Genomic DNA, 17,806 nt, shown 5'->3' on the forward strand with positions numbered 1-17,806 from the left:
TCCGTGCAATCGAGGTTGAGCTTTCGCCCGCTCTCGCCTAGCACTTCGCACGCAGTCCATGTTATGCTGCAACCGCGAAGAACAAAGGCCCTGCCTTAACGCCGATCGTCACCTCCTGCCGCTGGGACAGGAGCGCGTGCACGGGATCGGCGCTATCCGATGGCTGGCCTTGTCGATGCGGTGCGCATGACCTGGACTCGGGAGGAGGAGCCCGCCGGTCCTCGGCGGAAAATTGTAAAGGTGAATAACCCCCAGAAGGTGGAAAGCGCCCAGTGACCAATTCTACTCCGGCCCAATCCGCGTCCGGCCAATTCACGTCAGACCGCCTGCTCCTGTTCGGGGCGACGGGCGATCTTTCGCGCCGTATGCTCCTTCCCTCGCTCTGCGCGCTCGACGCCGAAGGCCTGCTCGACCCCAAGGTCGAGATCATCGGAACCGCCCGTTCCGAGCATGACGATGCCGAATTCCGCAATTTCGCGCGTCAGTCGCTGGAACAGTTCCTGCCGGCTGAGCGGCGGGGCGGCATGGCGCGGTTCCTCAACCGCCTGTCGTACCAGACGCTGGATGCCAACCAGATGGAAGGCTTCAACGCGCTGGCGGCCAAGGTGGGGGAGCCGAAGGACGGCCTTTCGATCTTCCTTTCCACCGCACCCAGCCTGTTCGAACCGACCATTCGCGGCCTGCAGGCCAGCGGCCTTTCCGGTGAGAACGTGCGCATCGGCCTGGAAAAGCCGCTCGGCATCGATCTTGCCTCCAGCAAGGTGATCAACGATGCCGTCGCCCGCGCTTTCCCGGAAGACCGCATTTTCCGCATCGACCACTATCTGGGCAAGGAAACCGTCCAGAACCTGCTGGCGCTGCGCTTCGCCAACCTGATGTTCGAACCGCTGTGGAACGCAGCGCATATCGACCATGTGCAGATCACCGTGGCCGAAACCGTCGGCCTTGAATCGCGCGTGGCCTATTACGACGATTCGGGCGCGCTGCGCGACATGGTGCAGAACCACATGCTGCAGCTTCTCGCGCTTGTCGCGATGGAGCCGCCGGTCAGCTACGACGCCACCAGCGTGCGGGACGAGAAGGTGAAGATCCTGCGCAGCTTGCGCAAGGTCGCCGCCAACGAGACGGTGACGGGCCAGTACCGCGCCGGCGCCATCGGCGGCCAGGCCGTGCCGGGTTACGACGACGAACTCGGCAAGGATTCGAACACCGAGACGTTCGTCGCGATCAAGGCGCATATCGATAACTGGCGCTGGCAGGGCGTGCCCTTCTACTTGCGCACCGGCAAGCGCCTGCCCAAGCGCACGACCGAGATCGTTGTCCAGTTCCGCGATGTGCCGCACTCGATCTTCCACGGCCGCGGCGCCAAGACGGTGCCGAACCGTCTGGTGATCGGCATCCAGCCGAGCGAGAACATCACGCTGTCGCTCATGGCCAAGGTGCCGGGGCTGGACCGCAACGGCTTCGGCCTGCGCTCCATCCCGCTCGCCATCACCATGCCCGACGCTTTCGCCGGTCCGCAGCGCCGCATCGCTTACGAGCGTCTGCTGCTGGACCTGATCGAGGGTGAGCAGACGCTGTTCGTCCGCCGGGACGAGGTGGAAGCGCAGTGGGACTGGATCGACGCCATCCGCGCCGAGTGGGAGGAACAGGCTCAAGAGCCGAAGACCTACACCGCCGGCAGCTGGGGCCCCTCCGCCGCCATCGCCCTCGCCGAGCGCGATGGCGTCACGTGGCATGAGTGATCCCGTAAGGCCAACGGTACGGGCATGAACGCGCGGCGCACCCTATATACCGGGGTGCGCGCCGTTTCCCGTGCCCATTCCCCCGCAGACCGGTGGAAGATAGCTATTGACACCGGTTACCTAAATGCCTTCAAGCCCTGCCCGGGAGATCCCGAGAGCGCGGCTTCGGAAGGCTGATACAAAAAGACAGACGCCACGGTACAAGTGGCAGACGGACAGAGCAGGAGTAACCCCATGAGCACCCTCAGCCCGGTGGTAGCCCGCGTAACCGACCGCATCATCGAACGGTCGAAGCCCAGCCGCGCACGCTACCTCGCCATGGTCGACCGCGAGGCCGGTCGCCATTCGGACCGTTCGTTCCTTTCGTGCTCCAACCTCGCGCATGGCTTCGCCGCGAGCGGTGAGGACAAGCCCGCCATTGCCACCGGCAAGGCGATCAACGTCGGCATCGTCACCGCCTATAACGACATGCTTTCGGCGCATCAGCCTTATGGTCGCTATCCGGAGCAGATGAAGCTCTATGCCCGCGAAGTGGGCGCGACGGCGCAGGTCGCCGGCGGCGTGCCTGCCATGTGCGACGGCGTGACGCAGGGCTTCGACGGCATGGAACTCTCGCTGTTCAGCCGCGATACCATCGCCCTGTCTACCGCCGTCTCGCTGAGCCACGCGATGTATGACGGCATGACCCTGCTGGGCATTTGCGACAAGATCGTGCCGGGGCTGGTCATGGGCGCGCTGCGCTTCGGCCATCTGCCCGCCGTGTTCATCCCCTCCGGCCCGATGCCCAGCGGCATCTCCAACAAGGAGAAGCAGAAGGTCCGCCAGCTCTATGCAGAGGGCAAGGTGGGGCGTGAGGAACTGCTCGCCAGCGAAAGCGCCAGCTATCACTCGGCCGGCACCTGCACCTTCTACGGCACCGCCAACTCCAACCAGATGATGATGGAGATGATGGGCCTGCACATCCCCGGCGCCGCTTTCGTGCCGCCGAACACGCCGCTGCGTCAGGCGGTGACCCGCGCCGCTGTCCACCGCGTGACCGAGATGACCCGCAAGGGCGACGACTTCCGCCCGATGGCGCATGTCGTCGATGAAAAGGCGATCGTGAACGCCATCGTCGGCCTGCTGGCCACCGGCGGATCGACCAACCACGCGATCCATCTGCCCGCCATGGCCCGCTGCGCCGGCATCCATATCGATTGGCAGGATTTCGACGAACTCTCCGCCGCCGTGCCGCTGATCACCCGCGTCTATCCCAACGGTTCGGGCGACGTGAACCACTTCCATGCCGCCGGCGGCATGGGCTGGGTCGTCCGCGAACTGCTGGACGCGGGCCTCGCGCATGAGGACATCCTGACTGTCTCCAAGGACGGCATGCGTGCCTATGCCACCGAGCCGACGCTGGATGAGGGCGAACTCAAGTGGAAGCCCGCCCCGGCCGTCAGCGGGGACGATGCGATGCTGAGCACGGTGGCCAAGCCCTTCCTGCCCGATGGCGGCATGCGCCTCGTCTCCGGCAACGTGGGCCGTGCCACGTTCAAGACCAGCGCGGTCGATCAGGAACGCTGGACGATCGAGGCACCCTGCCGCGTCTTCGAAACGCAGGAAGGCGTCATCAATGCCTTCAAGGCGGGCGAGCTGGACCGCGATGTCGTGGTGGTCGTGCGCCATCAGGGTCCGCGCGCCAATGGCATGCCCGAACTGCACAAGCTGACCCCGCCGCTGGGCGTGCTGCAGGATCGCGGCTTCAAGGTGGCGCTGGTCACCGACGGCCGCATGTCGGGCGCTTCGGGCAAGGTGCCGGCGGCGATCCACGTCACGCCGGAAGCGCTGGCCGATGGCCCCATCGCCTATCTGCAGGATGGCGACATCGTTCGCCTCTCGGCCGAGGACGGCACGCTTTCCACCACGGCAGACCTCTCCGGCCGTTCGCCCGCGCCGCTGCCCGCGCCCGCTGAAGGCATGGGCCGCGAACTCTTCGCGATGTTCCGCATGAACGCAGGCGGCGCCGAACAGGGCGGTTCCTCGATGCTGGAGGTTGCAGGCCTGTGAGCACTGAACTCGTAGCCGTCGATATCGGCGGCACCCATGCCCGCTTTGCCCTAGCCTCGGTCGACGATCAGGGCCAGATCACGCTGGACGAACCCGTCACTCTGCACACCAGCGACCATGGCAGCTTCCAGCTGGCATGGCAGGCTTTCCGCGAGCGCATGGGCGGCACGCTGCCCGATGCCATCTCGATCGCGATCGCCGGCCCGGTCGGCGGCGATGTGATCCGTTTCACCAACAACCCTTGGATCATTCGCCCCGCGATGATCCCCGAGAAAATGGGCGTGTCGCACTACACCGTGGTGAACGACTTCGCGGCGGTCGCCTACGCCGTCGCGCTGGCGTCGGACGATCAGTTCCTGCACCTGGCCGGACCAGACGTGCCGCTGCCCCGCTCGGGCACGCTCAGCGTCCTCGGGCCGGGCACCGGCCTTGGCGTCGCGCACTTGTGGCGCAATGGCCTGCCCCACGGGCAGGGCGGCTTCTACCATGTGCAGGCGACCGAAGGCGGCCATACCGACTATGCGCCGCTGGACCTGATCGAGGATGCGATCCTCGCCCGCCTGCGCAAGCGCCACAACCGCGTCTCTACCGAGCGCGTGGTTTCCGGCCCCGCTATCGTCGACATCTACCAGACGCTGGCCGCCATGGAGACGCGCGCGGTGCATGACGTGACCGACGTGGAGATCTGGACCGCCGGCACCAACCATTCAGACCCGCTGGCCGCCGCCGCCGTCGACCGCTTCTGCCTGGCACTCGGCAGCGCGGCGGGCGACTACGCGCTTGCCCACGGAGCGGCCGGCGTCGTTATCGCCGGGGGCCTCGGCTACCGCATCCGCGAAACCATTCTGTCCTCGGGCTTTGCCGAGCGATTTGCCGCCAAGGGCCGCTTTGCCGGCATGATGGCGCAGATCCCGGTCAAGCTCATCACCCATCCGCAGCCCGGCCTGTTCGGCGCGGCTGCCGCCTATGTCAGGGAGCACGTTCAATGAGCAGCCCGTCCGAAGCCGTCGAAAAGGTCATGCGTCTGGCGCCGGTGATCCCGGTGCTGGTGATCGAGGATATCGAACACGCCCTGCCGATCGCCGAAGCGCTGGTCGCCGGCGGATTGCCCGCGCTGGAAGTAACGCTGCGCACCGAATGTGCGATCGATGCGATCAAGGTGATGAAGCAGGTTCCCGGCGCCGTGGTCGGCGCCGGCACCGTGCTTTCGCCGGATGACCTGAAGCGCTCCATCGACGCGGGCGCGGAATTCATCGTCTCGCCCGGCCTCACGCCGATGCTGGCCGAAGCCGCCTACAAGACCAAGATCCCGTTCCTGCCCGGCACCGCCAACGCCAGTGACGTGATGTTTGCCCTCGAATGCGGGTTCGACCGTCTGAAGTTCTTCCCCGCCATGGCGGCGGGCGGTCCTTCGGCGCTGAAGGCGATCGCCGCCCCGCTGTTCAAGGCGAAGTTCTGCCCGACCGGCGGCGTCACGCCGGAGAACGCGCCCGAATGGCTGGGTCTCGACGCGGTGCTCTGCGTCGGCGGCAGCTGGATGGTGCCCAAGGGCAAGCCCGATGTCGCCAAGATCGAGGCGGCCGCCCGCCTCGCTGCGGGGCTTCCCCGGTGAGCGGCGGCGAGGCGGGAACGCCGCTGAACACGGTCGACGATCTCGACCGCCGGCTTCAGGAACTCCATGTCCTGACCGCCCAGACGCCGCTCTACAATCCGGTTTTCCAGCTGGGGCTCGAACTGTCGCGCCAGCTGGAAAACGGCGAAATGGGCCTCGACACGATCGAGGCCCTCGTCGCCGAGATGGAGTGCGAAGGGCTGCGCGCCCGCGCCGCGCGGCTTGACCGCATGCTGGCCCCCATCGCCCCGGCCGAAAACGAAAAGCGGCTGGACGCCGCCGCCAGCGAAGAGGACTTCACCGCCTTCGCCGTGCGCTGGCAGCGGCCTTCCGCCCACGTGGTTTTCACAGGCCACCCCACTTTCCTGCTTTCAACGGCTCAGACCGAAGCGGTTACCCACGCCGCCTCCACCGGCGACCATAGCGAGGCCACCGTCTGCGCGGCCTCCCCCGCACGCGACACGATCACCCTCGATTACGAACACGGCAAGGCGATGGAAGCCATCGCGCGCGGCCAAAAGGCGCGCGACCGGATCAATGCGCGTCTGTTGGACATTGCCGCCGCCCGCTGGCCGAAGCGCTGGAAGGGCCTGAACCCCATGCCGGCGCGCTTCGCCTCATGGGTGGGGTACGACATGGACGGCCGCACCGACATCGGCTGGTTCACCTCGATCCGCTACCGGCTGGAAGAAAAGGCCCAGCGCCTTGCCAGCTATGCCGAAATGCTGGCCCATACCGCGCCCGACACTTCGGCAAAGCTGGCCCGCGCCGGTGCACTGGCGGCAGAGATGGCGCAGCGCTTCGCCGCAGATCTCTCCTCGCCAGAGGCCCTGTCCGACGCCGCCAATGCATTGACCGCCGATCATGCCGACAAGCTGATCAGCCTCGATCCGATCGTCAGCCACCTCGAATCCGAAGCGCGCCACGCCGATCAGGATCAGGCCCGCACGCTGCTGGTCGCCGCCGCTGCGATGCGCGCGGACGGGCTTGGCATGGGCTTGATCCACTTCCGCGTGAACGCCTCCCAGTTGCAGAACGCGATCCGCCTGCGCATCGATCCGGAGGGCAAGCTGAACCTTGCCAGCCAGGCCGCCCTGGTCCGCATGCGTGAGCTGCTGGCCGAAGTCACGCCGCTGAAGTCCAACTTCGCCGCACTCGCCATCGAGAATTCGACCGCCGTGCGCCAGTTCCTGGCGATGGCGCAGATCCTTGCGCATATCGACGCCGACGCGCCGATCCGCATGCTGGTGGCCGAATGCGAGGAGCCCACCACGATCCTGGCCGCGCTCTATTTCGCGCGGATGTTCGGGATCGACGAAAAGGTGGACGTCTCGCCCCTGTTCGAGACCGAGACCGCGCTGGAACACGGCGGCCGCTTCCTCGACGCGGTACTGGCCGAACCGGCCTACCGCGAATACGCGCACAAGCGCGGCCGCGTCTCGATCCAGACCGGCTTTTCGGACGCGGGCCGCTTCGTCGGCCAGGTTCCCGCCGCGCTCGCCATCGAGCGTCTGCAGGGCCGCCTGTCCGAAGCGATGGTGGCCAATGGCCTTACCGACGTTTCGGCGCTGATCTTCAACACCCACGGCGAATCGATGGGCCGCGGCGCGCATCCCTCCAGCCTTCAGGACCGCTTCCAGTGGCCGATGTCCCCCTGGGCCCGCCGCCGTTTCCTGCGCGCGGGAATCCGGCTGGAGCCTGAAGTCTCGTTCCAGGGTGGCGACGGCTACCTCTGGTTCGGATCGGACGAGCTGGCACTGGCCACGCTCACCCGCATGGCCGAAATGCCGCTATGGGGTGCCGATGTCGATGCACCGACCGACTTGTTCTATCGCCGCACGGACCTCAGCCTCGATTTCTACCGCGCGATCCGGGGCGTGCAGCATGAGCATCTGGAAAGCTCCACCTACAGCCGCGCGATCACCGCGTTTGGGCTCGGGCTGCTGAACGATACCGGCAGCCGCAAGTCGCGCCGCCAGTCGGACCTTGCCGCCGACCGTTCGATGAGCCTGCGCCAGATCCGCGCGATCCCGCACAACGCCATCCTGCAGCAGCTGGGTTATCCGGTGAACGTGATCGCGGGGATCGGCACCGCGTCCGACGGCAACCGGGAAGAGATCGCCGGCCTGCTGCGCGAAAGTGAGCGCGGGCAGCAGCTGATGCGTCTGGCCCGCGCGGCCAATGCGCTGGCCTCGATCAAGACGGTCGCGGCCTATGGCGAACTCTTCAATTCCGCCTACTGGGCCAGCCGCCCCTATCGCGGTGACGAGCGGCACATTGCCGAGGCCTGCCTGAAGCTGGCGGAATATCTGACCAAGGACGACCGCGCCGGGGTCTATCGCCGTCTCGCCTCGCGCCTGCGCGTCGATGCGATGAAGCTGCACTTCCTGCTGGACTCGCTGCCGCACGAGGCGCCGCTGCCCGACCGCGAGCATACCCGTCGCAGTCTGGGCGTGCTGCAATCGCTGCGCATCGCGCTGTTCAAGCACATGTTCCTGCGCGCCGTGATGGTGCCGCAGTTCAGCCGCGCGAACGATATCAGCCGCGACGACGTGCTGGAGATGTTCTTCACCCTGCGCGTCGAGGACGGGCTGGCCCAGTTGCGCCGTGCCTTCCCGACCAGCTTCCCGTCGATCGACGACTTCACGGTGGACAAGCCCAGCGACTATCCGGATTCGAGTGCGACCGGCTATGCGCAGATCCACCGCGAATTCATCGACCCGATCGCGCGGTGCTACGCCCTGAGCCTGCGCATCACCACCGCGCTGGCCAACGAGTTCGGCGCGCATGGGTAAAGTCCTCGCGGCGGCGGTGGCGATGGGCGTTAGCCTGTTCGCCGTACCCGCCGCCGCGCGGCCTCAGGCTTCGGCCGAAATCCGCATCGGCGACGTGGACCGCTTCTATGCGCTCTACGACGCCGCCGGCGGCAAACCTTCGGCCGAAGTCCTGCAACACGACTATATCGATGCGGGCAGCGACGGCGTGCGCCAGTTCGTGCCGCAACGTATCCTCTCCGGTCAGAAGTTGGCCGCGGAAATTGCCCTGCATCCCGAAATCTACCAGGGCGCAAGAGCCTGCCTGAAAGTCCTGCCCACGGTGAAGGCGCGGCTGGAAACGGCTTTTGCCAAACTGGCCAAGCTGGACCCGCAAGCGCATTTTCCCCCCGTTACCATCCTGATCGGACGCAACAACAGCGGCGGCACCACCGGCGCTTCGGGTGTGCTTATCGGCCTTGAAGTGGCCTGCCGATCGGATTGGCTGCAGGCCGACCTTGCCGACCGGCTGGTGCACCTCATCGCCCACGAATATGGCCACATCCAGCAACCCGCAGTGCTGAACGACGAGACGCTTCCCACGACGGTCCTGCGTCAGTCGCTGATCGAAGGCATTGCCGAACTTCTGGCCGAACTGAGTTCAGGCGACATCAGCAATGCCCACTTACGCAATTGGACGCGCGACAAGCAGGCGCAGATAGACAAGCGCTTTCTGGCGGAAGCCGACAGCACGGACCTCTCCGACTGGCTCTATAACGGTGCCGGCACGCCCGACCAACCCGGCGATCTGGGCTATTGGGAGGGGTATCGGATCGCCAGAGCCTACTACGATCACGCCGCAGACAAGCGCGCAGCGCTTGCCGCATTGATCAGGCTCGATTCGCCCAAGACCATACTGGCCGAAAGCGGCTGGACGCCGGCGCCATTGCCGGCCGGCTCTACTCCATCAACCCCATCAGCGCCTTGATCTCGCACGTGGCGAAACCCACGGTGCTGTCGGAGATGCCGTAGGGGATCAGCAGCCGCTCCCCCACTTTCAACGCGCCGCAAGTGTAGACCACGTTGGGCACATAGCCCGAACGATCCGCGTTCTCCGCCGTCAGCACCGGCTCCACCGTACGGGCCAGCACTTTCGAGGGGTCTTTCAGGTCCAGCAGCGCGCAGCCCAGCGCGTACTTGCGCATCGCGCCGACGCCGTGTGTGAACAGCAGCCAGCCTTCGTCTGTGCGGATCGGGCTGCCGCAATTGCCGATCTGGATGAACTCCCAAGGGTAGGCGGGCTCCATCAGCAGCACGCCGTCATCGTCCCAGACCGCGAGTTCGTCCGACTTCAGCAGAAACAGGTTCTGCCCGTCCTGCCGGCCGACCATGCAATATTGCCCGTCGACCTTCTCCGGAAACAGCGCCATGCCCTTGTTGCGCCCGGCGCGGCCGTGGATCGGCTCCAGTTCGAACGCGCGGAAGTCCCGCGTGCGCAGCAGTTCGGACCGGATCGAGCTGCCCGAATAGGCAGTATAAGTGCCCACCCATTCGTAATCGCCATCGCCATGGTCGAAGCGGACAAGGCGCAAGTCTTCCAGCCCGCCGCGCTGCTGTTCGGTGATCGGGAAGATCACCGTGTTCGAAAGGCTGGAATCCGGCTGGCGATGAACGAAGACGTTGGTGTCCTCGGCATCGATCTGTTCCTCGTCGTCCAGTTCCACCGATGTCGCGAAGGAGGCCTGCGGCCAGAGGCTGAACGTGCCGTCCTCCTCGGCAATGCCTTCGCGAAAGGCGATGGAGCTGATGTGCCCTTCGCCCACCGCGCGCAGGCTCATGATGAAGCGCACCGATCCGTCCTGCATGCCCGACTGATCGGGCGCGGGCACGATGGAGGGGTTCATCAGTGCGGCGGCGGCGAACGTGTACTCATGGCAGAAGTACGATCCGATCAGCCGTTTGCGCGATTCGGAAAAGCGCGATGGGTCCAGATCGAGATTCGCCGCCACTTCGGCAAAGCGCTCCTCGAAGATCGTTTCGGTCTGCCAGTGGCGTTCCTTGAAATCGCGCAGCACGCGTTCGTATTCCGCGTCGGCACGCTCTTCGGTCAGCGCGGCGATGTCCTCCACCAGTTTCATCGCCCGGCCACCGGGGGCGTTTTTCGCCTGCCAGCCGAGGTGAAAGGGGCGCAGCACCACCCGCGCCGGATCGGCGTGGAGGCGTGTTTCGAAAACGTGCAGCGGTTCAGACCAGGCTGTCTCGGGCCGATTCAAGCCAACCTCCTCCAGATGCCAGGGGACCGGACGATACGACCGGGCCCTGCTGGGCGAGTTCGGCCAGAGCATAATGCGAAAGTTGAAAAGCGAGAATGGATTCCGCACCGCAATTGCCATTTGCCCCGCGCGGCGTCACCCCGTCGTGACAGCGGCCTGAGGCAAGGTCCGCCAGCGCGACCCCGCGATCGTTGCCGCCGAAGAACCAGCGCCACGCCGCCAGCGCATGTTCGCGCCAGAACGCGCCGTGGGTAACGCGCCATGCCGTGCGCGACGCCTCGATCGCCGCCTGGGCCTCCAGCGGTTGCTGGTCGAACGGCAAGTAGCTGTAGGGCTTGTGGAAACTTTCCGATCCGATCGGGCGAAACTGCCCGCGCGCGGAAAGCTGCTGGTGGCAAATCCATTCCAGCGTGGCCAGGCCGTCGCCGATCCAGTCCTCCCGCCCCAGCGCCATGCCCGCCTCGATCAGCGCCTGCGGCAAGCGGGGGTTGTCGTAACCCAGCACCGCCTCAAACCAGGCCCAGTCCGGCCGGCGGCCGTGGCCCAGCAGCTTCATCAGAAACTCGCCACCGGTCTCCACGCGCTCCCGCGCCTGTGCGTGAGCCGGATCGCGGCGCAGCACCGCGCAGGCCCCCAGCATCGCGAAAGCGACCGCGCGCGGCGATCCGGTTTCCCCCACCGCGCCCAGCGCCTGCTCGAACAGGTCCAGCGCCCAGTTGCCCAGTTGGGCATCCAGATTGCATTCGCAGGTCTGCCCCAGCGCCCAGAGCGCGCGGCCGTTGGAATCCTCCGATCCCTCATCCTCGCACCAGCTGCGGTCATAGCGCATGAAGTTGCGGAACCGGCCGAGATCGGGGTTCCATGCATATTGCACGAAGCCTGCGTAAGAGAGGCTCCACTTCATCCGTTCGGCTGCCGCGACGCCGTGCGCCACGTTCATCAGCATCAGCGCGCGAGCATTGTCATCCAGGCAATAGCCATGGCGGCGGTCGGGCACGACGCCGACGCCGTGCTGCAGCATCCCGGTGGCATCGCTCATCGCGAAGACCGCCGAAAGCCCCGGCGTCGCAGTTACGGGCGGCACCACCGCGCGCGGGGCGCGGGCATCGGCGATCAACCGGGCGGAGCTTTCCGCAAAGCGCGGCCAGATCATCTCCCGCCCGCGCGCCCAGGCACGGCGCTGCATCGCGGCCAGTTCGTCCGAATCATCCAGCAGCGCGTTCACCGCATCGGCAATCGCGCCGCTTTCGCCCGGTTCGATCAGCACGCCTACACCGTCGCCCAGCAGTTCGCGGGCATGGACGTAAGGCGTGGAGACCAATGCCTTGCCCAGCGCCACCGCATAGCTGAGCGTGCCCGATGTCGCCTGCTGCAGCCCGGGATAGGGCGTCAGGTAGATGTCGCAGGCTTCCAGTTGATCCAGCAATTCCTCGGTTTCGAGGAAGCGATTGTCCCAAGCCACATGATCGGCAACGCCAAGATCCGCCGCCAGCCGTTCCAGTTCCTCGCGATAGGCTTCACCCTCGTGCGCGACGAGGTTGGGGTGCGTGGCACCGACAATGCGATAGAGCACATCCGGATGGCGCGCGACGATCCGGGGCAGCGCCGCGATCGCGTGTTCCAGCCCTTTGCCATGCCCCAAGAGGCCGAACGTCATCAGCACCTTGCGGTCCTGCAGGCCCAGCAATGCCTTGAAATGGTCGTGGCGGCCGAACGGACGGTCCGGCGCGCCGTGCTCGATCACCTGAATCACGCGGGAGGGGACGCCATAGTCCTGCTCCAGCACGTTCTTCGAATTCTGCGACATCACCATGATCCGCGATGCCCGCACCACCAGATGGTCCAGGATCGCCCGCTGGTGCGCGGACGGCTCCTTCAACACCGTATGCAGCGTCAGGATCAGCGGTGCGGCCAGCCTGTCGACGAAATGGCAGACCAGATCGCCGTCCTTGCCGCCGAAAATGCCGTATTCGTGCTGCAACCACACGGCATCGACCGCGCTTTCATTGATCCGCCGCGCGGCGCCGGCATAGTCCTCCGCATCGTCGCAGGCGATGGTGCCCGCAACGTCGCGGTATTCGAGCGGATGCTTGGGATCGTCCAATGCATAGACGTCGATGGCGATTTCCGGGTGATGTTCGCGCAGCTGTTCGAAAATGTCGGTCGTGAACGTGGCTATGCCGCACTTGCGAGGGGCGAAATTGCCGATCAGCGCAATATGCGCGGGCTTGATCCTTGTATTGGGATCGGCGCCGACGGTGGCGTCAAATATCGAACGCACCTTGTTCGAACCCGATTTCCAACCGGGTTCTTCATCACGAGGCAACCAGTTCATGCGCGCTCCTAGGGGGCAGGAGGGGAGATCGAATCCAGAAAGCGCGAACATGCCATGAGTTTCCCGCTGCACTGCAAAATAGTTCCGGCAAACGGGGCGAAGCGGGGCCGACAGGCGGCCTGTGGAGCGGCGGTGCCATGAATCTGCCGCCGCCGGACGGCGAAACCGCGTTCTCCCCCGACCAGTGTGGCCGCCGCGGCCGGTCCGATTCGGAGGAAACGGCGCGATAGCGGCCAGAGAAAAGTCCCGATCCGCCGCCAATCATTACGTATAGACAAAAAAGCGCATCGGCCGCCCTTGCGGCATGGACTTGGTGCGGGGGCTTTCCTATGTCTTCACCCACGCGAAACAACAGGAACGACGGGAAAACGATGCCCTCCGCCCCCCAATCTCACGCGAATCCGGACCAGACGCTGTTCCGCCTGCTGGCCGCTGCCATCGGCGAAACCAAGGCCGCGCTGGCACTTACCACGCTGACCATCGACCCGGCGCTTGCCGGCACCGGAGAGACCGCCAGCCGCGCGCACGTGGCCATGGCGCTGAACGCAGCGCTGTTTGCCGACCTGCTGGACCGCGTGCCCACCGCGCAGCGCTATATCGACGAAGTGCGCGCGGCGGGCGAAACCATCGTCTTCGATCATGGCGCCCTGCGCACCATCGATGGCGAGACCGGCGCGCTGCCGGCCGGGCACATGGCCTTCGGCCGCTTCCTGGCGCCGCTGGGCTATGAAGTCGTCGGGCTCTATCCGCTGCCCAAGCTGAAGATGACCGGCCGCGCCTATGCCCAGCGCGACTTGCCCGAGACGATTCCCCAGTTCTTCGTCTCCGAACTTCACGTGGACCAGTTGCCCGAGGCCGCGCAGGGCGCCTGCGCCAATGTCTTCGGCACCTCGGTCGATCCGCTGGGCGAGGACGAATGGACCGCGCTCGATACGCTCGCCAGCGACGGCGAATGCGGCTTCGACATGGCCGTCACCGCACTGAAGGGCGCCATCGCCTGCTTCGAACGCCAGCATGAACCGCCCACGCTGGCCGACTATGAAGTGCTGCTGCCCGAAACCAAGGAAGGCGCCTGGATCGCTACCGAGGGCAATGCCTTCAACCATGCAACCACCCGCACGGCGGATGTCATGACCCTGTCGGACGCGTTGAAGGAACAGGGCTATCCGATGAAGCCCTCGGTCGAGATTTCGCAGAACGGCCGCGTGCGGCAGACCGCGATCCTGGCCGACAAGGTCGTGCGCCCGTTCCGCGAGGCGGACGGCAGCGAAGTGCCGCTGCCGGTGCCCGGATCGTTCTACGAATTCATCACCCGAGACATCGATCCGGAGACCGGCAAGCTGGATCTCACGTTCGATTCTGGCAACGCCACCGGCATTTTCGCCGTCACGAGGAACGCATGAGCCTGCTCCGCTCCTACGACCCCGCCACCGACGCGCTCGTCTGGGAAGGCGAAATTGCCGATGCGGCCGCGGTGAATGCCGCCATCGAGCGCGCCCACGCGGCGTTTCCTGGCTGGGCGGCGCTGCCCGTCGCGGTGCGTGTGGAGGCGGTCCAGCGCTACAAGGCCGTGCTCGAAAATCGCAAGGACGCGATGGCCGAGACGATCTCTCGCGAGACCGGCAAGCCCTTGTGGGAAACGCGCGGCGAATTGACCTCGATGATCGGCAAGGTCGGCATCTCGGTCACCGCACAGGCCGAACGCGCGGGGGAGAAGCGGAACGACATGCCGTTCGGGCAAGCGGTGCTGCGCCACCGTCCGCACGGGGTGATGGCGGTGCTGGGGCCGTTCAACTTCCCCGGCCACTTGCCCAACGGCCACATCGTTCCCGCCCTGCTGGCGGGCAACACCGTGGTGTTCAAGCCCTCCGAAATGACCCCCGCGACCGGGCAGGCCATGGCCGATGCCTGGGCGGAAGCGGGCCTGCCCGATGGCGTGTTCCAGATCGTCCACGGCGCCCGCGCCACGGGTGAGGCGCTGGTGGCGGGCCATATCGACGGACTGCTGTTCACCGGATCGGCCGGCGCGGGCGCGCATTTCCGGCGGATCTTCGCGGATCGGCCCGACGTGATCCTCGCCCTCGAACTCGGCGGCAACAACCCATTGGTCGCTTGGGATGGCGACGTGGACGAGGCCGCCTCGGTGGTCGTGCAGTCCAGCTTCATCACCACAGGCCAGCGCTGCTCCTGCGCGCGCCGGCTGATCGTGCCGGACAATGCCTTCGGCACCGCGCTGGTCGATGCCGTCGCCGCACTGGCGGACCGCATGACCATCGGTGCCTGGAACGAGACGCCCGAACCGTGGTTCGGCCCGCTGATCTCCGGCCACGCAGCGGAAGCCGCGCAGGAGCGCGTTGCCGAACTGGTGGCGCGTGGCGCGCAAGTGATCCGTGCCTTCACCGGCGTGGAAGGACGCGGCAATGCCTTCGTCACCCCTGGCATCCTGGACGTGACCGGGATCGACGTTCCGGACGAGGAAATCTTCGCCCCGGTGGTGCAAGTGACCCGCGTGCCGGACTTCGATGCCGCCATGGCCGCCGCCAATGCCACGCGCTTCGGCCTTTCGGCGGGCCTCATCAGCGGTGACGATGCCTTGTGGGACCGCTTCGTGCTGGAAAGCCGCGCGGGCGTGGTCAATCGCAACCGCCCGACCACCGGCGCGGCGGGATCGATGCCGTTCGGCGGGCTGGGCGACAGCGGCAACCACCGCCCCAGCGCCTATTACGCCGCCGATTACTGCGCCTATCCCGTCGCCAGTTTCGAGGCGGCGAGCGTGGCGGGCAACAGCGGTGCGCTAACCGGCAAGCTGCGCGGATGATCGGCCTGACGCCGGAGGAACAGGCCCTGCTCGCCCCGGTGGAGCGGGCGCCGATCCTTGCCCACACGCTCGACTGGGCGGCGATCAACAGCGGCACCGCCCATATCGAAGGATTGGCGGCGATGGCGGGATGCCTTGCCGACGCCTTCTCGGCACTGCCGGGCGAGGTGCGGCTGGTCGATCCCGCTCCGGTCGAGAAAGTCGACAGCCAGGGCCAGACCCGCGAAGTGGCCCATGGCCGGCACATGGTGCTCTCGGTCCGGCCCGAGGCGGAGCGCCGGGTGATCCTGACCGGCCACATGGACACCGTCTACCCGCGCGAGCACGCTTTCCAGACTTGCGACTGGCTGGACGACAACACCCTCCACGGCCCCGGCACGGCGGACATGAAGGGCGGCCTTGCCCTGATGCTGGCCGGCCTCATGGCCTACGAGCAGGCAAGCCCGACGCTCGGCTACGATGTCCTGATCAACAGCGACGAGGAGACCGGCTCGCTCTCCTCCGCCCCGCTGATCGCCGATCTGGCCAAGGGCAAGTTGGCGGCGCTGACCTACGAGCCTGCCCTGCCCGGCGGCCAGATGGCGCGCGCGCGGCCCGGTTCGGGCAACTACGCCGTGGTCGTCCATGGCCGATCCGCCCATGCCGGTCGCAATCCGGAAGAAGGCCGCAACGCCATTCTCGCCGCCAGCGACCTTGCCTTGCGCCTTGCCGCGATGCGCCGTCCCGGCCTGTCAGTGAACCCGGCCAAGATCGAGGGCGGTGCGCCGAACAATACCGTGCCGGACCTTGCGATCCTGCACTTCAACATGCGCCCCGCCACGCCCGAACTTGCGGCCGAGGCGCAGGCGCATATCAAGGCCGCCGTCGCCGAAGTCTCGGCCGCGCATGACGTGCACATGCACATTCACGGCCATGTCTCGCGCCCGCCCAAGGCGATCTCGGAACGGACCGAGGCGCTTTATGGCGTGGTCAGCAAGGCCGCTGCCGATCTTGGCCAGCCGATGAGCTGGAAGGACACCGGCGGCGTCTGCGACGGCAACAACATCGCCGCCTGCGGGGTGCCCGTGCTCGACACGATGGGCGCGCTCGGCGGCTCGATCCACTCACCCGACGAATTTTTGCTGGCAGATTCACTAGATGCCCGCGCCCGTCTAACTGCCCTCGTCCTATACAGACTCGATCGTCACGGAGTTTTGCCCGCATGACATTCCTCCTGCGCACCGCACAGGAAAAGGACCTTGAAGCGCTTTACCGCATGGCGAAGGGCACTGGCGGCGGTTTCACCAACCTGCCGCCCGACAAGCCGACCTTGGACGCCAAGCTGCAGCGCACGGCCAAGAGCTTCGCGCGCGAAAGCGACGAGATTGCCAACGACCTGTTCGTCTTCATTCTGGAAGACACCGAAACCGGCAAAGTGCGCGGCACCTGCCAGGCATTCTCGCAAGTGGGCACGGAATTTCCGTTCTATTCCTACCGCATCGGCCGGATCACCCAGCATTCCAAGGAGCTGGACCGCACGTTCCGGGCAGAGATGCTGACGCTCTGCACCGATCTGGACGGGGCGAGCGAAGTGGGCGGGCTCTATCTGGACGCCACCGAGCGTTCGGCCGGCGTCGGCAAGCTGCTGGCGCGCAGCCGCTATCTCTTCATCAAGATGCACCGTTCGCGCTTTGGCGATACCACGTTGGCCGAACTGCGCGGCGCCATCGACGATGCCGGCAACTCGCCGTTCTGGGACGGGCTTGCCGGCCGCTTTTTCGATATGAGCTTCCGCGATGCGGACGAGTTCAATGCGAAGCACGGCAACCAGTTCATCGCCGACCTGATGCCCAAGCACCCGATCTATTGCGCGCTGCTGTCCGAAGCGGCGCGGCAGGTGATGGGGCAGCCGCACTATTCGGGCCGCCCGGCGATGCGCATGCTGGAGAACGAGAACTTCGCGTTCCAGAACTACGTCGACATCTTCGACGGCGGGCCGACCATGCTGGCCAAGACCGACCAGATCCGCACCGTGCAGGATGCCCGCACGGCAACGATCGTGGAGATCGCCGAAGCCGATCTGGAAGAGGCCAGCCACCTGGTCGCCACCGGCCATCTGGCCGAATTTCGCGCATGTCTGGGGAAAGTCGATGCGGCTGAGGGGGGTGTCTCCCTTGATGCCGAAGCGGCCGCTCTGCTAGGCGTGACGAGGGGCGACAGTATTACTTACGCGAGCGCCTGA

Annotated in this window: 12 protein-coding genes; 10 read left to right on the forward strand and 2 right to left on the reverse strand. The window is 66.2% G+C overall.

The window, feature by feature from the left end:
- Positions 1 to 272: 272 nt before the first annotated feature.
- The 6 genes from zwf to ACZ1JC_RS08920 all read left to right on the forward strand — a co-directional run bounded on the left by zwf (position 273) and on the right by ACZ1JC_RS08920 (position 9,147).
- The gene (gene zwf, locus ACZ1JC_RS08895) at positions 273 to 1,745 is read left to right on the forward strand and encodes a glucose-6-phosphate dehydrogenase (RefSeq protein WP_465148418.1); all 1,473 of its coding nucleotides are present in this window, start codon (positions 273 to 275) and stop codon (positions 1,743 to 1,745) included.
- 234 nt (positions 1,746 to 1,979) lie between these two features.
- Positions 1,980 to 3,794 (forward strand): phosphogluconate dehydratase, encoded by a 1,815-nt coding sequence (edd, locus tag ACZ1JC_RS08900; RefSeq protein ID WP_465137202.1) that lies wholly within the window; start codon positions 1,980 to 1,982, stop codon positions 3,792 to 3,794.
- Positions 3,791 to 4,783, forward strand: a complete 993-nt coding sequence (locus ACZ1JC_RS08905) for a glucokinase (RefSeq protein ID WP_465137201.1) — start codon at positions 3,791 to 3,793, stop codon at positions 4,781 to 4,783. The genes edd and ACZ1JC_RS08905 overlap by 4 nt, the downstream gene beginning before the upstream one ends.
- Positions 4,780 to 5,406 carry a bifunctional 4-hydroxy-2-oxoglutarate aldolase/2-dehydro-3-deoxy-phosphogluconate aldolase gene (gene eda / locus ACZ1JC_RS08910; RefSeq protein WP_465137200.1) on the forward strand — a complete coding sequence of 209 codons (627 nt, stop codon included), beginning with the start codon at positions 4,780 to 4,782 and terminating at the stop codon, positions 5,404 to 5,406. Before ACZ1JC_RS08905 ends, eda begins: the two co-directional genes overlap by 4 nt.
- Positions 5,403 to 8,201: a phosphoenolpyruvate carboxylase gene (locus tag ACZ1JC_RS08915; protein WP_465137199.1), complete on the forward strand. Its 2,799-nt coding sequence runs from the start codon at positions 5,403 to 5,405 to the stop codon at positions 8,199 to 8,201. The genes eda and ACZ1JC_RS08915 overlap by 4 nt, the downstream gene beginning before the upstream one ends.
- Complete coding sequence (locus ACZ1JC_RS08920; protein ID WP_465137198.1) at positions 8,194 to 9,147, forward strand: DUF2268 domain-containing putative Zn-dependent protease; 954 nt, start codon at positions 8,194 to 8,196, stop codon at positions 9,145 to 9,147. The genes ACZ1JC_RS08915 and ACZ1JC_RS08920 overlap by 8 nt, the downstream gene beginning before the upstream one ends.
- On the opposite strand, the gene ACZ1JC_RS08925 is transcribed toward ACZ1JC_RS08920, so the two are convergent.
- Together ACZ1JC_RS08925 and ACZ1JC_RS08930 are read right to left on the reverse strand one after the other, a co-directional pair.
- Positions 9,119 to 10,432 carry a glycoside hydrolase family 130 protein gene (locus ACZ1JC_RS08925; RefSeq protein ID WP_465137197.1) on the reverse strand — a complete coding sequence of 438 codons (1,314 nt, stop codon included), beginning with the start codon at positions 10,430 to 10,432 and terminating at the stop codon, positions 9,119 to 9,121. The two genes, ACZ1JC_RS08920 and ACZ1JC_RS08925, sit on opposite strands and share 29 nt — an antisense overlap.
- A complete protein-coding gene (locus ACZ1JC_RS08930) occupies positions 10,404 to 12,767 on the reverse strand; it encodes a glycosyltransferase family 4 protein (RefSeq protein ID WP_465137196.1) in 2,364 nt (787 codons plus the stop codon). The genes ACZ1JC_RS08925 and ACZ1JC_RS08930 overlap by 29 nt, the downstream gene beginning before the upstream one ends.
- A gap of 371 nt (positions 12,768 to 13,138) precedes the next feature.
- Here ACZ1JC_RS08930 and ACZ1JC_RS08935 point away from each other — a divergent pair, with 371 nt between their 5' ends.
- Genes ACZ1JC_RS08935 through ACZ1JC_RS08950 form a run of 4 tightly spaced genes read left to right on the forward strand, consistent with a single transcriptional unit; the run spans position 13,139 to position 17,806 of the window.
- On the forward strand, positions 13,139 to 14,170 hold the full coding sequence (locus ACZ1JC_RS08935) for a 2-oxoadipate dioxygenase/decarboxylase family protein (RefSeq protein ID WP_465137195.1): 1,032 nt from the start codon (positions 13,139 to 13,141) through the stop codon (positions 14,168 to 14,170).
- Positions 14,167 to 15,585 carry a succinylglutamate-semialdehyde dehydrogenase gene (astD, locus tag ACZ1JC_RS08940; RefSeq protein WP_465137194.1) on the forward strand — a complete coding sequence of 473 codons (1,419 nt, stop codon included), beginning with the start codon at positions 14,167 to 14,169 and terminating at the stop codon, positions 15,583 to 15,585. Before ACZ1JC_RS08935 ends, astD begins: the two co-directional genes overlap by 4 nt.
- Positions 15,582 to 16,790: a hydrolase gene (locus ACZ1JC_RS08945; RefSeq protein WP_465137193.1), complete on the forward strand. Its 1,209-nt coding sequence runs from the start codon at positions 15,582 to 15,584 to the stop codon at positions 16,788 to 16,790. The genes astD and ACZ1JC_RS08945 overlap by 4 nt, the downstream gene beginning before the upstream one ends.
- Positions 16,787 to 17,806: an arginine N-succinyltransferase gene (locus ACZ1JC_RS08950; RefSeq protein WP_465137192.1), complete on the forward strand. Its 1,020-nt coding sequence runs from the start codon at positions 16,787 to 16,789 to the stop codon at positions 17,804 to 17,806. The genes ACZ1JC_RS08945 and ACZ1JC_RS08950 overlap by 4 nt, the downstream gene beginning before the upstream one ends.

This window comes from Sphingomonas sp. BL-S-28 (assembly GCF_055521515.1).

What these genes read in the sequence shown, in the direction of transcription:
- edd (WP_465137202.1), top strand. Translation starts at nt 1,980, where the DNA reads ATGAGCACCCTCAGCCCGGTGGTAGCCCGCGTAACCGACCGCATCATC.
- eda (WP_465137200.1), top strand. Translation starts at nt 4,780, where the DNA reads ATGAGCAGCCCGTCCGAAGCCGTCGAAAAGGTCATGCGTCTGGCGCCG.
- ACZ1JC_RS08920 (WP_465137198.1), top strand. Translation starts at nt 8,194, where the DNA reads ATGGGTAAAGTCCTCGCGGCGGCGGTGGCGATGGGCGTTAGCCTGTTC.
- ACZ1JC_RS08930 (WP_465137196.1), bottom strand. Translation starts at nt 12,767, where the DNA reads ATGAACTGGTTGCCTCGTGATGAAGAACCCGGTTGGAAATCGGGTTCG.
- ACZ1JC_RS08935 (WP_465137195.1), top strand. Translation starts at nt 13,139, where the DNA reads ATGCCCTCCGCCCCCCAATCTCACGCGAATCCGGACCAGACGCTGTTC.
- astD (WP_465137194.1), top strand. Translation starts at nt 14,167, where the DNA reads ATGAGCCTGCTCCGCTCCTACGACCCCGCCACCGACGCGCTCGTCTGG.
- ACZ1JC_RS08945 (WP_465137193.1), top strand. Translation starts at nt 15,582, where the DNA reads ATGATCGGCCTGACGCCGGAGGAACAGGCCCTGCTCGCCCCGGTGGAG.
- ACZ1JC_RS08950 (WP_465137192.1), top strand. Translation starts at nt 16,787, where the DNA reads ATGACATTCCTCCTGCGCACCGCACAGGAAAAGGACCTTGAAGCGCTT.